General features: G+C 40.4%; 15 protein-coding genes and 1 other annotated feature. All 15 genes read left to right on the top strand.

What is annotated here, in order from left to right; genetic code table 11:
* Nucleotides 1-13 precede the first annotated feature (13 nt).
* The 15 genes from PLH43_RS01985 (at nucleotide 14) to PLH43_RS02055 (ending at nucleotide 15,839) form a co-directional block, all read left to right on the top strand.
* On the top strand, nucleotides 14-829 hold the full coding sequence (locus PLH43_RS01985) for a sporulation peptidase YabG (RefSeq protein WP_324359534.1): 816 nt from the start codon (nucleotides 14-16) through the stop codon (nucleotides 827-829).
* A gap of 116 nt (nucleotides 830-945) precedes the next feature.
* Nucleotides 946-2,895: a DNA topoisomerase 3 gene (locus PLH43_RS01990; RefSeq protein ID WP_324359536.1), complete on the top strand. Its 1,950-nt coding sequence runs from the start codon at nucleotides 946-948 to the stop codon at nucleotides 2,893-2,895.
* Between the two features lie 172 nt (nucleotides 2,896-3,067).
* Entirely contained in the window at nucleotides 3,068-3,925 is an 858-nt protein-coding gene (locus PLH43_RS01995; protein WP_324359538.1) for a DUF368 domain-containing protein, read from the top strand.
* Between the two features lie 404 nt (nucleotides 3,926-4,329).
* Nucleotides 4,330-5,220, top strand: a complete 891-nt coding sequence (locus PLH43_RS02000) for a mechanosensitive ion channel family protein (protein ID WP_324359539.1) — start codon at nucleotides 4,330-4,332, stop codon at nucleotides 5,218-5,220.
* On the top strand, nucleotides 5,210-5,410 hold the full coding sequence (locus tag PLH43_RS02005; protein ID WP_324359542.1) for a DUF951 domain-containing protein: 201 nt from the start codon (nucleotides 5,210-5,212) through the stop codon (nucleotides 5,408-5,410). Before PLH43_RS02000 ends, PLH43_RS02005 begins: the two co-directional genes overlap by 11 nt.
* Nucleotides 5,411-5,492: 82 nt before the next feature.
* Entirely contained in the window at nucleotides 5,493-6,695 is a 1,203-nt protein-coding gene (locus PLH43_RS02010; protein ID WP_324359543.1) for a trypsin-like peptidase domain-containing protein, read from the top strand.
* Nucleotides 6,696-6,810: 115 nt separating this feature from the next.
* The gene (locus PLH43_RS02015; protein ID WP_324359545.1) at nucleotides 6,811-7,116 is read left to right on the top strand and encodes a hypothetical protein; all 306 of its coding nucleotides are present in this window, start codon (nucleotides 6,811-6,813) and stop codon (nucleotides 7,114-7,116) included.
* Nucleotides 7,117-7,229: 113 nt separating this feature from the next.
* A complete protein-coding gene (locus PLH43_RS02020; protein ID WP_324359547.1) occupies nucleotides 7,230-7,694 on the top strand; it encodes a nucleoside deaminase in 465 nt (154 codons plus the stop codon).
* Nucleotides 7,695-7,800: 106 nt separating this feature from the next.
* Nucleotides 7,801-8,041, top strand: a binding site (T-box leader).
* 117 nt (nucleotides 8,042-8,158) lie between these two features.
* Nucleotides 8,159-9,787, top strand: a complete 1,629-nt coding sequence (gene ilvB / locus PLH43_RS02025; RefSeq protein ID WP_324359549.1) for a biosynthetic-type acetolactate synthase large subunit — start codon at nucleotides 8,159-8,161, stop codon at nucleotides 9,785-9,787.
* Between the two features lie 33 nt (nucleotides 9,788-9,820).
* Entirely contained in the window at nucleotides 9,821-10,333 is a 513-nt protein-coding gene (ilvN, locus tag PLH43_RS02030) for an acetolactate synthase small subunit (protein WP_324359551.1), read from the top strand.
* Between the two features lie 8 nt (nucleotides 10,334-10,341).
* Nucleotides 10,342-11,337, top strand: a complete 996-nt coding sequence (gene ilvC, locus PLH43_RS02035; protein WP_324359553.1) for a ketol-acid reductoisomerase — start codon at nucleotides 10,342-10,344, stop codon at nucleotides 11,335-11,337.
* Between the two features lie 92 nt (nucleotides 11,338-11,429).
* Complete coding sequence (cimA, locus tag PLH43_RS02040) at nucleotides 11,430-13,010, top strand: citramalate synthase (protein WP_324359555.1); 1,581 nt, start codon at nucleotides 11,430-11,432, stop codon at nucleotides 13,008-13,010.
* Nucleotides 13,011-13,054: 44 nt separating this feature from the next.
* Nucleotides 13,055-13,309, top strand: coding sequence for a hypothetical protein (locus PLH43_RS02045; RefSeq protein ID WP_324359589.1), 255 nt, complete (start codon nucleotides 13,055-13,057; stop codon nucleotides 13,307-13,309).
* A gap of 197 nt (nucleotides 13,310-13,506) precedes the next feature.
* The gene (sigI, locus tag PLH43_RS02050; RefSeq protein ID WP_324359557.1) at nucleotides 13,507-14,214 is read left to right on the top strand and encodes an RNA polymerase sigma factor SigI; all 708 of its coding nucleotides are present in this window, start codon (nucleotides 13,507-13,509) and stop codon (nucleotides 14,212-14,214) included.
* Nucleotides 14,214-15,839, top strand: coding sequence for an anti-sigma factor domain-containing protein (locus tag PLH43_RS02055; protein WP_324359560.1), 1,626 nt, complete (start codon nucleotides 14,214-14,216; stop codon nucleotides 15,837-15,839). The genes sigI and PLH43_RS02055 overlap by 1 nt, the downstream gene beginning before the upstream one ends.
* The last annotated feature ends 84 nt before the right edge of the window (nucleotides 15,840-15,923 follow it).

The raw sequence follows: 15,923 nt of genomic DNA on the forward strand, positions 1-15,923 counted from the left end.
TAGGGGGTTTATTATGTCAATATTAAATATTGGAGATATAGTCACAAGAAAATCTTACGGCCAGGATATTTACTTTACGGTAGCTGATATTCAAAACAAAGACTCTGCCAAGCCTATCTACGTTCTAAGGGGCTTGTTTTACAGGATAATTGTTGATGCTTATGGTGACGACCTCATAAAGAAAGATCCCAGAAATGCACATATGAATTTAAGGATGGATTTAACAATAGCAAGAAGTAATGCTTATAGGGGAATGCCGTTTAGCAGATGTTTATTGTTTGGAAAACCCCGACAGAAGCCCGGGAAGGTTCTCCACATCGATTCCAGTGAGAGTTATCTTAAAATGTGCAAAAATCTTTACAGGGAATCCGGAATCACATCCAAGGAATACCTTGCGGCTGAGAGCGAACAGCCCAATATTATAAGGCGGGCTCTTATGGAATCAAAACCGGATATACTTGTGGTAACCGGTCACGACAGCTTGAAGAAAGGCAGCAATCCGAATTCAATTGACAGCTACAGAAACTCAAAGTACTTTATAGAATGTGTAAAAGAAGCGAGAAAGTATCAACCTGATTACGATAAATTGTGTATATTTGCCGGGGCGTGCCAGTCGTATTTTGAGGCTATTATGCAGGCGGGAGCCAATTTTGCAAGCTCGCCGGGAAGGATAAATATCAACGCTCTAGACCCTGCCATTGTATCGGAAAAAGTGGCACTTACAAGTAAAGAGAATTATGTAACTCCTGAAGAAATTAGCAAATTGACAGTATCGGGAAGAGAAGGTATAGGAGGAATCAAGACAAGAGGGCACTTGACGGTTGTGTAATAACTATTTGAAAGGCGTATACTGCCTTTTGCTCGGTTGAAGTGACCGCATATTTAATGTAAAATAAATAATACTGAAGAGATTAGCCGATAAATTGATACATGAGGAGATACAATTTGGGTAAAAAACTGTACATTACGGAGAAGCCTTCGGTGGCTGCAAGTTTTGCAGAAGTCTTGGGCATGAAAATTACAAAGCAGGATAAAAGCAGGGGATATGCCGAGTCGGAGCACTCAGTGGTAACATGGTGTTTTGGCCATCTTATCACAATGGCATATCCTGATGCTTATGATGCGAAATACCGGGAGTGGAAGGTGGAGGACCTCCCTATAATCCCTGAGCAATACAAATATATTGTGATTGACGATGAAGGGGTAAAAAAGCAGTTTGAAACCATAAAGACATTGATGAACAGGGATGATATAGACCTTATATATGCCTGTACCGACAGCGGCCGCGAGGGTGAATATATTTACAGGCTTGTTTATGAACAGAGCGGCAGCAATAAAAGTGCAAAAAGGGTGTGGATTTCCTCACAGACTGAAGAGGCTATAAAAGAAGGGATCCGAAGCGCAAAGGATATAAGCGAATACGATTCCCTGGCCAAAGCTGCCTATAGCAGGGCCAAGGAGGATTGGCTTTTTGGTATGAATTTCAGCAGGATTTATACCTGCATGTACGGTAGAAAGCTGTCAAGCTTTTTAAAAGAGAGCAAAAGTTCTGTCGTAGCAATCGGAAGAGTTATGACATGCGTGCTGGGGCTTGTGGTGGACAGGGAGCAGGAGATAAGGAATTTTGTGCCCAAAAAGCATTATGGAATCGCTGCAACGTTTTTGTCTTCCGACAGCAATCTTTTATACAAAGGCAAATGGACTCCCCAGGATAAAAAGGACAGTAAAGAGGCAGACGATGAGGAAAAGTATATAAGCCGTGAGGAAGCGCAAAAGGTTATTGAAAACCTTAAAGGGCATCCCGGGAAAATAAAGAAGGTTGAGGTTAAGACAAAGAAAGAGCAGCCTCCCCTTTTATTCAATCTGGCGGAGCTTCAGTCGGAGGCAAACAAGAAGTTTAAACTTCCTGTGGACAAGACTCTTGAAATTGCCCAGTGGTTGTATGAAAAAAAGCTGATTACCTACCCAAGGACTGACAGCAGAGTACTTTCAACCGATGTACTTCATGAGATACCCAAGGTCTTAAACGGGATTTATAAAAATCCGGAATACAAGGATTATGTGCTGAAAATAAAAGAAATGGGAGACCTTAAGGTTACAAAGTCCACAAAAAGGTATGTTGACGACAGCAAGGTTACGGACCACTATGCGATAATACCCACATATGTAACGGCGGACACCGTACGCATGGACGACAATACCAAGAATGTGTACAACCTTATCGTAAAAAGGTTTTTGGCAATCTTCTTTCCCCCGGCGGTATACAATACAGTCCGGGTGGAGACGGCAGTGAACAACGAAATTTTTGTTTCCAATGCCAAGACCCTTAAGGAAGCAGGCTGGAAAGAGGTTTACGAGGTTAGTGTGGCAAAACAGGATGAGGAATTGACGGAGGTACCCATACATCTTTTAACCAAAAATGAAATGGCGGAGGTTAAGGAATTTGAGCTTGAGGAAAAAGAGACCAAGCCTCCTTCACGGTATACCGACGGTTCCCTGATAATTACCATGGAGAAAGCGGGAAAATTCATTGAGGATGAAGAACTGAGAGAGCAGATAAAAACCTGTGGAATCGGCACTTCTGCTACTCGTGCCGGCATAATCAAGAAACTTAGTGATATAGGTTATATAAAAATAAATCCCAAGACCCAGGTGGTAACTCCCACTCTCAAGGGAGAGGCCATAGTTGAGGTGGTAAGAAGGACTGCCAAAGAGCTTTTGAGTCCGTCGCTTACCGCCAGCTGGGAAAAGGGGCTGGCAATGATAGAGAACAAGGAGACCTCTTGCGAGATTTTCGAAGAAAAGCTTTATGCTTATATCAACAAAACCATAAATAAAGTGAAGAAAAGCAGCGGCAATATTGAGCTTTCAAAGATAATTAATACCGGGGCATAAAATAAGTAATCTTGCGTATCTGTGTACCTTCGGCACTGTAATAACTCTGTGCGGCAATGACAAGATGTACCAGGATGGATATTTACATATCAAGCGTATGATGTTATAATTTTCATCAGTGACTTGTATAAAAAGGAGGTGCACACACACAATAAAAGGTGTGTTTATGTAAATGAAGAACAAGTTTAAAGATGATTTGGCTTTAATATTAAAAGGATATATCATAGGCTCATCTATGAGCGTTCCCGGAGTGAGCGGCGGTACTATGGCCATTCTGTTGGGTATTTATGACAAGCTGATTAGTTCGGTAAGCAATTTTTTAAAGGACATCAAAGGAAATATTATATTTTTAATGAAGGTTTGTATTGGAGCCGGTGCCGGTATTTGCTCCCTTTCATTTTTAATAAAATGGCTTTTGGAAAAATTTCCGTTGCCTGTATCCGTGTTTTTCTTGGGTGCGGTAGTTGGAGGCATACCTGCGCTGTATAAAAAGACGAAGGAATCTTCATTAAGAATATCTTCGGTTATTTATTTTTTACTGGGCTTTATTATTGTGATATCCATTGGATTTATACCTGAAGGAAGTATCAATGTTGGTGTTGGCTCGGGAATTACTCATTATTTGATGTTACTGGTTACCGGTATTATAATTGCTTTGGCTTTGGTGCTTCCGGGGATTAGTACTTCGCACATGCTGCTGGTATTGGGTATGTATGATGCCATGCTTGCGGCAATAACTAACTTTGATATTGTCTATATCGGAATATTGGGAATTGCAACGCTAATCGGAGTTTTCCTGATTACAAAACCGATTGAGTGGACCTTAAATAAATTTCCTCATCAGACCTATTGTGCAATCATAGGATTTGTAGTTGGCTCCACAGCGGAGATTTTTAAGGACAAGATATTGCCCTCAATTCCTGAAAGTGCGGGTGCACCTTGGTGGATAGGTTTCGGCTTGATGTCTGTGGCTACATTTATTTTGGGATTTATGGCTATTAAATACTTGTCCAAATTCCAAGAAGATTGATTACATATTTATTGATTGCATATTATTGAAAAAAGGTAGTTGAAAGCAGCTTCGAAAAAGAATTTCGTTGCTGCTTTTTTAATATACAGATATGTTTTTGCAAAAAAAAAAACCCGTATAACTACGGGAACTGGTATTAGAGAGGGAAAAAACTTTTCCCTTGCATTTCCACTTATATTATATATCGTATAGATATTGCAAAACAAGCATAGAGGGTGTTCTATTTTGTGAACATATTCAAAAAATGTTTAACATGTATTGACAAAATTATGCGGGATATTTCCCTAAAACATGCCTTACAATGGATTAAAATGTTACCCATATTATATATCGTTAAATTCCCTAATATAATTTAATATATAATTGTGCTATAATTTATTATGACAAAAGGGGGATTGAGAGTGATGGCTGGGTTTATACAATGGATAACGGATATGCCTCAAAATCTTCAAATGCTTCTGGGCGGATTGTACAACCCGTTGGTTTTGATAGTAAAAGTAATTGCTATATTTACTATTAGTATTTTGCTGTCGAAGTTTGGAAGCAGTATGATAAAAAAAGCCATGAAAAAGCAAAAGTCATTTAATCATAGATTGGATGAAAAGAGAATTGATACTATGTCTACGCTTTTGGTGAGCGTATTCAGATACACTGTATATATTCTTTCGGGGGTGGCAATTTTAACACTTCTCACAAATGCGTTAAAGCTTCAGTCAATATTGGCTGCTGCTGGCATAGGCGGGTTGGCTGTAGGATTCGGTGCACAAAGTTTGATTAAGGATGTTATATCCGGTGCCTTTATAGTCTTTGAAAACCAGTATAGTGTGGGAGAAAGTGTTACACTGGAAGGAAGGACCGGAGTTGTTGAAGAGATTGAACTGAGGGTAACAAAGGTGAGGGATTCCAGGGGGGATTTGCACATTATACCCAATGGGGAGATTAAAAAAGTAATAAATCATTCAAGGGGTAACAAAAGTGTTATTGTTGACATTCCTTTGGCCTATAATGTGGATATAAACAGAGCTTTTGAAGCAGCGGACAGGGTATGTAAAAGTGTTTCGAGAGGTTTTGACACTATAGTCGAAGAACCTAAAGTGCTTGGAATTACGGAGCTTGGAAAGGACAATCTCACGCTTAGGATTACGGCGAAAACAGTCCCGGGAGAGCACTGGGAAATGGAGAGAAGAATAAGAAAGATGATAAAAGAAGAATTTGAGAGAGAAAATATAGAATTTTTCGAGAAATATAAAGTGATATTGGATGGAGTGGAAGGAGGAAAACAGCATGGAGCATAGATACAGCATAGGAGAAATTGTAGAGCTTAAAAAGCAGCATCCATGCGGCAGCAAGCAGTGGGAAATAACCCGGGTGGGTGCTGATTTTAAAATAAAGTGTCTTGGCTGTCAGCATCAGGTCATGCTTCCTCGGCCAAAATTTGAAAAGAGCGTCAAGAAGATTATACGCTCAATGGAGGAAAACTCATAATTTTTTAAAAAAGGTTTATTTTTTGAATTCTTTTAGAGTTTTGATGCAATACTAGAAATAAAAACTCTAAAAGGATGGTACTATGTTTGACAGAAACAGAGGAAAAAATGGTTTTTTCACCGTATTTTTAACATCACTTCTGACGTCTTTAGTTGTGGGATTTTTGCTAATTTTTGCCGTTGCAGGTTTGGTAACAGGGAAAAAAAGTACACCCCCCCAAACGCCTCAGGGCGGTTCGGGCATTGAAATGCTTACTCCCCAGCAGATTGTAGCAGAAGAATCCAATAATGCAGGACAATCAAATAATTCCGACGACAAAACCAATAATACTATACAGAGTGTTGCAGAAAGTGCATCAAAAGCTGTGGTAGGCATTTCCGTACTTAAAGTTGACAGCAGCTCGATATTTAATCCGAATGCTGCCGATAGGTGGGGCGTGGGTTCCGGAGTGATAGTAACTTCTGACGGATACATTCTTACCAATCATCATGTGGCGGGAGGAAAAAGCAAAAGAATTGTTGTTTCCCTGATTGACGGAAAAAATCTGGACGGGGTAACCGTATGGTCGGATTCTGTACTGGATTTGGCGGTGGTAAAAATAGAAGCTCAGGGGCTCCCCACAATACCGTTGGGAGATGCCAACAGCCTTAAAGTGGGAGAGACCGCAATTGCCATTGGCAATCCTTTGGGGCTTCAATTCCAGAGAACAGTCACATCGGGTATTATCAGCGCGCTCAACAGAACCATAGAGGTTGATACCGAACAGGGAATAAATTATATGGAAGGCCTTATTCAAACCGATGCGAGCATAAATCCCGGAAACAGCGGCGGACCGCTTTTGAACTCTAAGGGAGAAGTGGTGGGAATTAATACGGTGAAGGTGGCCAGTGCGGAGGGAATAGGTTTTGCCGTGCCAATCAATGTGGCAATTCCCATAATTAATAAATTTGCAAGTACCGGAGAGTTTATTGAGCCATACCTGGGGGTTTTCGCCTATGACAAAGACATTATTCCCTATATTGACGGGAGTGTCAAAGTGCAAAACGGAGTGTATGTGGCAAATGTGGACGAAAACGGACCGGCTTATAAAAGCGGAATACGGGTGGGCTGCATCATGACTCAGATTGACGGTGAGGAAATAAGCACGATGATGCAGCTAAGATGTGTTATTTATTCAAAGAAACCCGGAGATGTTGTGACTATTAAGCATATTAGCGAGGGTAAACCCCAGACAGTCCAAATCAAGCTTGCTGCAAAAGAAAAGGATGGGCTTGTTACAAGGTAAAAGAGCAGGGCTGTTTAGAGATTATAAAAAAACTATATATGATTTTTAGTATATCTTCCATGGGAAAATGGAAAGACTTGTATTGAGAGAACATTTTGCATGGAAGGTGCTGTTTATGAACACAAAGAGAAAAATACCCGATAAAAGTGATTTTGAAAAAATGATAAAAACATATTTAAGACAGGGGAAAAACAAGCTTTTAAATGAGTTTACCGGAACGAGGGAAGCAATGGGCAATATTGCATCCGACAAAGTAAAGGAATTTATTAAAGTTATGGACGTAGGTCTTGACGAGGCAGAAAGGGAGTATATGCGGGAATTGATTGTATCCGGCATGTACCAATCCTTTTGCTATGGTTACAGCATAGGAAAAATTGAGGCTAAAAATGAAAACAGAATATTGGATTTGGGATTTATATAAGAAAAAATAACCACAAGGATATACAAATTTGCTTTTAATTATGGTAATATTAAGTATAGAAAAGGTTTCGGACAACAAAAACCGAAAAATTTTCAGGATAGGATAGGGATGCTATGAACGACTTTATGAAAGAAGCTGTTAAAGAGGCTATGACAGGAATGAGGGACAACCATGGAGGTCCCTTTGGCGCGGTGATAGTCAGGAACAATGAGATAATTGCCCTGGCACATAACGAAGTCATAAAGAATAATGACCCGACAGACCATGCAGAAATGATTGCAATCAGAAAGGCAGCTAAAGCGCTTTCCAGATTTGACCTGGGAGATTGCGAATTATACACTTCCTGTGAGCCGTGTCCCATGTGTTTTGCAGCCATTCATTGGGCGAAGATAAAAAAAGTGTATTATGGTTGCACGCGGGAAGATGCCGCAAAAATAGGCTTTGATGACAATTATATATATGATGTGATAAAGGGAGAGGCTGACGAGAAAAAAGTAAGCCTGGTACAGATGGACAGGGATACTTGTCTTGAGGCTTTCAGAGAGTGGGAGCAAAAACAGGATAGAGTCCAATATTAATGCGGAAATGTATAAGATAAGATACATTAAAATTGGACTTGATATTTGATAAAAAACGTGTTGACTTTATGTATTTGCGTTGATAAAATGTTTATCAATTATATAGGTACATGCTGTGATGGAATAAAGATGCATTTGATTGCCAAAGAGAGCTGATGGCCGGTGCAAATCAGTGCATGACATGCATGTATGACTCGTTCCGGAGCTTCATTGTTGAAACTTAAGTAGGCAATGACGTTGACTTCACGTTACAGTCAGGGTATATGGGGAATATACCCACTGAGGGCATACATAAAAGTATGTTGAAACAGGGTGGTACCACGTTGGACAATCCCTTCGTCCCTGCGGACAATAGAACGTGTTTGCGGAGATGAGGGGGTTTAATTTTATAAATTCGCTTAATGGATAAATTTGTTTATCAGTTTCGATTTTTTTATAGGTTACTGTATAAGAGGGTGGCGATTATGAAACTTTCAGGTGCGCAGGCTATTGTAAAGGCTTTGGAATTGGAAGGTGTTAAAGTTGTTTTCGGTTATCCGGGAGCTGCAATTTGTCCCTTCTACGATGCACTAATGGAATCCGACATAAAGCATATACTTACCAGACATGAACAGGGAGCTGCCCATGCTGCCAGCGGGTATGCCAGAGCAACGGGAAGAGTCGGTGTATGTGTAGCCACATCGGGACCGGGAGCGACCAACCTTATTACAGGTATTGCGGATGCATACATGGACTCAATACCTTTGGTGGCCATTACCGGGCAGGTTAATTCGGAGCTGATTGGAAGGGATGTGTTCCAGGAGGCCGATATTACCGGTGCAACGGATCCTTTTTGCAAGCACAATTATTTGGTGAAAAACGCAAAGGATTTGCCCAATGTGCTAAAAGAAGCATTTTACATAGCATCGACAGGAAGGCCGGGACCTGTCCTTATCGACGTGCCCATAGATGTGCAGACAAAAGAAATTAATTTCAAATATCCGGAAAATGTGGACATAAAAGGTTACAAGCCGAATTTGAAAGGCCATTCTCTTCAGATTAGAAAGATAGCTCAAGCCATTGAAAAGGCAAAAAGGCCGGTTATATGCGCCGGAGGAGGAGTAATTAATTCCAATGCCTCCTATGAGCTTTTGGAGCTTTCCAAAAAGTGCGGCATACCCGTTGTTTTGACCATGATGGGTATTGGAGCCGTACCGTATGATTATGAAATGAACTTGGGGATGCTGGGAACTTACGGGGTGTACACCGCAAATTATGCAGTGAATAATGCGGACCTGTTGATTATCATCGGAGCTAGGGTTGCGGACAGGGCTATAAGCAATCCCCAGCAAATTGCAAAGAAAAAGCAGATAGTTCATATTGACATAGATCCTGCAGAGATAGGAAAGAACATTGATGTTTCCATACCGGTGGTCGGAGACGTGAAGCAGGTATTAAAAGAACTTTTGGATATTTCCCAAAAGGGAGATACACAAGACTGGATAAACACAATTCAAAGGGAAAGAGAAAAGCACGAGAAAAAACCGGATTCAAAATCCGGCACGGGTTTTGTAAATCCCAAATATTTATTGTCTGTTTTGACCGGGCTTTTAGGTGAAAATGATATAGTTACGACAGAAGTCGGTCAGAACCAGATATGGGCTGCAAACTATTTGGGAGTGAAAAAGCCCAGAACCTTTATTTCGTCCGGAGGACTAGGTACCATGGGATATGGGCTTCCTGCCTCAGTAGGAGCTAAAATCGGATGTCCTGAGCGCAAGGTGGTATGCGTGGGAGGAGACGGAAGCTTCCAGATGAATATGCAGGAGCTTGGTACCATCAAGCAAAACAAACTGGGAATAAAGGTGATTTTATTCAACAACTCAAGGCTGGGGATGGTAAGGGAGCTGCAAAAGACAAAGTACTGCGGCCGTTATTTCCAAGTATTTTTGGAAGACAATCCTGACTTTATAAAGCTGTTTGATGCTTACGGCTTCAAAGGCAGGAGAATTGACGACAATTCCCAGGTAGAGAATGCATTAAAAGAGATGCTGTCGGACGATGAACCTTACCTTCTCGAATGCAAGATTGACCCGGAAGAATCAACACTATAGAGTGTTCAATTATAGTAATTGGGAGGTTTTAAGATGGCGAAGCATACTTTATCGGTTTTGGTTGAAAACCATGCGGGGGTATTATCCAGGATAGCGGGTTTGTTCAGCAGAAGGGGATTTAATATTGACAGCCTTGCAGTGGGGGTCACTGAAAATCCGGAAATCTCAAGAATGACAATTGTTGTCGACGGTGATGACTACATAGTTGAACAGGTTACCAAACAGTTAAACAAACTTGTTGATGTTATAAAGATAAAAGAACTTGAAGAATCCGATTCGGTAAGCAGGGAGCTTGCCCTTATAAAAGTTGGGGCAAATGCCTCCACAAGGTCGGAGATAGTTCAGATTGCCGAGATATTCAGAGCAAAGATAGTTGATGTGTCAAAAAGTACGCTCACTATCGAAATATCCGGTAGTGTGGACAAAGTTGCGGCTTTGGAGGATATGCTCAAGCAGTTTGGTATAAAGGAAATTGTCAGGACAGGTACAATAGCCATTGAAAGAGGCAATAAAATTATAAAAAATAAGAATAGTGATGAGGAGTGATTTTTAAAATGGCAAAGATGTATTATGACAGTGATTGCAACCTTGGTTTGCTTAAAGGAAAAACCGTAGCAATTATAGGATATGGAAGCCAGGGTCATGCCCATGCGCAAAACCTGAAGGATAGTGGAATAGATGTTGTGGTTGGCTTGCCTGAAGGTTCAAAATCAAGACAGAAAGCTATTGATGATGGACTAAGAGTTGAAAATACCGACGTTGCGGCAAAAATGGCCGATGTTATAATGATGCTCGTACCTGACCAGGTTCAGCAGGACATCTATGAGAAGAGCATTAAGCCGAATTTGGAAGAAGGAAACATTCTTGCTTTTGCCCACGGCTTTGCAATTCACTTTAAAACCATTGTTCCGCCGCCGGAAAACGATGTTATCATGATAGCTCCAAAGGGTCCCGGACATACTGTAAGAAGCCAGTACCAGGAAGGAAAAGGAGTACCGGCTTTGATTGCGGTTTACCAGGATGCTTCCGGTAAAGCAAGAGATTACGCTCTTGCATATGCAGCAGGAATAGGTGCAGGAAGAGCAGGAATTCTTGAAACTACTTTCAAAGAAGAGACTGAAACCGACTTGTTCGGTGAGCAGGCCGTATTGTGCGGTGGAGTAACCGAGCTTATGAAGGCCGGATTCGAGACTTTGGTAGAAGCAGGATATCAGCCGGAAATAGCATATTTTGAATGTATCCATGAGATGAAACTCATTGTAGACCTTATAAACCAAGGCGGATTCTCATATATGAGATATTCCATAAGCGATACTGCGGAATATGGTGATTACATAACAGGAAAGAAAATAATTACTGAAGAGACTAGAAAAGCAATGAAGGGTGTATTGAAGGATATTCAGGACGGAGTTTTTGCTTCAAGATGGATTACTGAGAACAAGTCAGGCGGAAGGGCGCAGCTCCTTGCCATGAGAAGAAACGAATCGGAACATCAGCTTGAAAAGGTTGGCGCAGAATTAAGAAAGATGATGAGCTGGCTTAAGAAATAGATAGAATAGATAGAATTGGCACTTAATTCCCAACCTTCCTCTTTTGGGGGAAGGCTGGGAATTATAAAGGATTTTTTGGGAGGGATGGAAAGATGAAAAAGATTTTGATATATGACTCTACCCTAAGAGATGGTGCTCAGGCACAGGGAATTTCGTTTAGTGTCGAGGACAAGCTGAAAATTGTGGAAAGACTTGACCGACTCGGTATAAGCTATATTGAAGCAGGCAACCCGGGCTCCAATCCAAAGGATTTGGAGTTTTTTGAGAGGGTTGCACGAATCAGGCTGAGGCATGCGAAATTAATTGCCTTTGGAAGTACGAGAAGAGTGAATATAAGTGTTCGGGATGATGCCAACGTAAAATCGCTTTTAAAGGCGGATACCCCGGCTGTGGCCATATTCGGGAAGAGTTGGGACTTCCATGTTACCGATATTCTAAAGACAACATTGGATGAAAATCTTAGAATGATTTTTGACACCATTTCCTTCTTTAAAAATAAGAATAAAGAAGTTGTATTTGATGCAGAGCATTTCTTTGACGGCTACAAGGCCAATCCGGAGTATGCAATGAAAACCCTCAGGACAGCTGTTGAGGCCGGAGCAAACTGCATTTGCCTTTGCGACACCAATGGAGGAACATTCCCCAACGAAGTTTGGGATATTACTTCCAAGGTTGTAAACGAGTTTAACGTGGATGTAGGAATCCACTGCCATAACGATACGGGCATGGCAGTTGCCAATTCTATTATGGCAGTGCAGGCCGGTGCTGTGCAGGTTCAGGGCACAATGAACGGGTTTGGGGAGAGAAGCGGTAATGCCAATCTCTGTACAATAATACCCAATTTGCAGCTTAAAGCGGGCTATGACTGCATACCGAAGGAAAATATGTCCGACCTTACCGCTACGGCAAGGTACGTTAGTGAAATTGCCAATGTCTTGCACGATGAAAGGGCTCCATATGTGGGAAAATACGCATTTGCCCACAAGGCAGGAATGCACGCGGATGCGGTGAGCAAAAATTCTGTGGCATACGAGCATATTAATCCTGAAGTTGTAGGAAATGAAAGGCTATTCCTCATGTCCGAAGTTGCAGGAAGAAGTGCTGTTCTGCATTTGATTAACACCGTTGACAGTACTATTACAAAGGATTCTCCAGAGACGAAATTGATACTGGACAAGCTCAAGGAGCTGGAATTTGAAGGTTACCAGTATGAGGGTGCGGAGAGCTCTTTTGAGATTGTAATCCGCAAAATCTTAGGCAAATATCATCCTTCTTTTGAGCTTGGAGAGTTTAAGGTTGTGGTTAACGAGCCGTCTATAAGCGGAGCGAATTCTTCTGCCATGATAAAGATTAATGTGGACGGACAGAATGAAATAACCGCAGATGAGGGGCAGGGTCCGGTAAACGCTTTGGACAAAGCTCTAAGAAAGGCATTGGAGAAATTTTATCCCCAGATTGCTAAAATGAAGCTTACCGACTACAAGGTTAGGGTTTTAGACTCCAATTCGGCTACGGCTGCAAAGGTAAGAGTTTTAATTGAATCGACCGACGGAAAGGAAGTCTGGACAACTATTGGGGTTTCAACGGACATTATTGAGGCCAGCTGGAAGGCTTTGGTGGATTCAATTGAATACAAGCTTATTAAGGATAAGGAAATAAAGCGGAAGTCTTAGCCGGAGAGTAAAGAAAAATCAGTAAAATGAGGGCGAGGAAATTGGTGCTTGTTGGCAGGCTGATAAAGGGAACACATACAATTAAAGAGTCAATTTTTAATAAAGATAATGAAGAAGCTGATTTCAGAGATTTGCTTGAGGAGGGACTAATTAGCATTTGCAGGGATCTGGATATTCCTGTCCCCCTTTGGCTTAACAAAAATACCTCTGAGTTTGCCAGATACCGAAAAACCTTCTTTGCAAAGGATCAGTTTGTTGAGAACGTGAAGTTCGACAGATTTGAGCTTAAAATTGAGTAGAAAATTACATTTTTGTTAAATCTAATATTTTTACAAAAACTTACTTCAATTTGGTTTTAATATGGTTTATAGTAACATTAGAAGATGGTATCAGCTAAGATTCGACTAATGTTTATAATTTATGTCGAACTATGCTGGTGTAATTGCGTGTGATATGCCGGCATTATAATTTTATACATATTGTTGGAGGCAACCAAATGTATTCTGTTACTATAAACCGAAGAGTTGAACTAATTAAAAATGACGATGCAAAAATAAATGATTTCGTAGAAGAGTATAAACCATTTATAGCAGCCTGTACACAGAAAGTGGTTGGTCGTTATGTTGCCTATGGACAGGATGACGAATTGAGTATTGCGTTGATGGCCTTTGTAGAGGCTATCCGTTCTTATAATGCCTCAAAGGGCAATTTTCTTTCTTTCTCCCAGAATGTTATTAAAAGAAGAATTATAGACTATTATAGAAAAGAAAAAAAGCATAATACTGTTGTAAATATTAACGGGTATCCGGAAAACGAAGAAGAGGAGACGGACCTTAGTATTGCCATGTCCATGGAGAAGTATTCGGATGAGGAGATTAGCGAATACAGAAGGCTTGAGCTTCAGCAGCTGAAAAAGGAGCTTGAGGAATGGGACATATCTTTTTTCGATCTGGTTAACATATCTCCAAAGCATAAGAAGACCAAAAAGATTTATGGGAATATAGTAAAGTTTCTTCTCTCAAGACCTGATATTATGGAGAAGATAAAGCAAAAGAAATATTTACCTATTGCGGAAATAGAACACAATCTGAAGATACCTCGGAAAACAATTGAAAGAGCACGAAAATATATTATAACAGTAGTGATAATACTTACCGGAGATTACGAATTTATTAGGGATTACGTGAACTGGGAGGTGGAATAATGAAGGCGGTTATAGTTGATATAAAAGGCAAATATGCTGTTGCTGTAGATAAAGAAGGGCAGTTTATCAAGCTTAAGAGGACAGAAGAATGTAGGATTGGATATGAAATTGATGTTCCGGCCAAGGTGATTGGATTTAAGAAAAAAACATTGCTAAAAGTGGTATCTGTGGCAGCTGCTTTATTACTCGTTTCAAGCATTTCTTTTGCCGTATACAGCTACAATTTGCCTTACAGCTATGTGAATGTTGATATAAATCCCAGTTTGGAAATAATCATTAATATATACAACAGGATTATTGATATAAAAGCGTTGAATCCGGAAGGTGAACTGCTGATTGAGGGCTCGTGCAGGAATTCTCGATTGAATGAAGGTGTAAAAAAGATTATTGACAATGCTGTAGAACAAGGTTTCCTTAAAAACAATGAAGAAAATGCTGTTATGCTTACGGTTGCAGGAAAGGATTTCGATAAAGTTTGCAAAATAAGGGAAGAAGTAGAGAATACTGCAAACAAGGTTTTGAATGACGATAATGTAGTTTCGGAGGTAATTGTTGAGAATGTAGTGTTGGAAAAAAGGGAAGAGGCTAAAGAGCTGGGTATATCTCCCGGTAAATTGGTTTTAATTGAAAAGCTTAAGGAGGTCAAGCCCGAGGTAACTACTGACGAGTACAAGGATAAGCCTGTAAAGGAAATTATGAAAACCATCAAGGACATGAAGAAGGGCAAAGAAGACAATAATCTGAAGGATGGCGGCAAAGACAAGGCAGGAAGTGAGCCGGCTAGAGAACCTCTGCCCGGTAAAAAACCTGATACAGGAGCAAGCCCGGGGATGAAGGAAAGCCCTGTAAGTCCGGATGCAGGCGGAAAAACGAATAAAGACAATGGCAGTAATAAGATTAATAATGACGTCAACAAGGATGTCAAAGACAATAAACCAAATACCAATCTTAGAGCCGACAACGACATCAACAAGGATAACAAGGAAGGCAAAATCAATAACGATAAAAAAATTGAAAACAATACCGGCAAAGATAGCAAAGACACTAAACTCAATAGTGACAATAAAAACAACGATGTGAACAAGGATAACAAAGACAAAAGCAATAATAAACTTAACAACGACAGCAATAAAGATAGCAAAGACAATAAAAATAATACCAATGATAATGATAAACCGAATAATCAAGACAGCAAAGAAGGCAATAATAAGAGTAATTGCTTCCAGTATAATCCATATTGGACTCCAGGCTGGACCCCCTATTGGGTGCCCAATTGGAACCAGTACCCGTATTGGGGAGATTATAAGGAAAAAGTAGAAAAAGATATGGAAAAGCATTATAGAGAATGGTACGAAAAGATGGGGGAAGAACAGAAAAAACAGTATAATGAATGGCTTAAAAAGATGCAGGAAGAACAGAAAAAACAGTATGATGAATGGAATAAAAAGATGGAAGAGCAGAAAAAACAGTATGATGAGTGGAATAAAAAGATGGAAGAACAGAAAAAGATGTATGAGGAAAACAGAGGCAAAGAAATCAAAGACGGTACTAAAGACGGCGAAAAGGAGAATAAACCGGAAAAGCCTTTTGAACCGAGAAAGGACGATATAAACAGAAAACGCTAACCGAAAATTCAAGTAACAATAACTTTTGCCAGTTTTAATTAAGGTTTATGTAAAAAACCTAATTGGAACTGGCAATATCTTTTA

The organism is Acetivibrio sp. (assembly GCF_035371925.1).
Lineage (GTDB): Bacteria > Bacillota > Clostridia > Acetivibrionales > Acetivibrionaceae > Hungateiclostridium.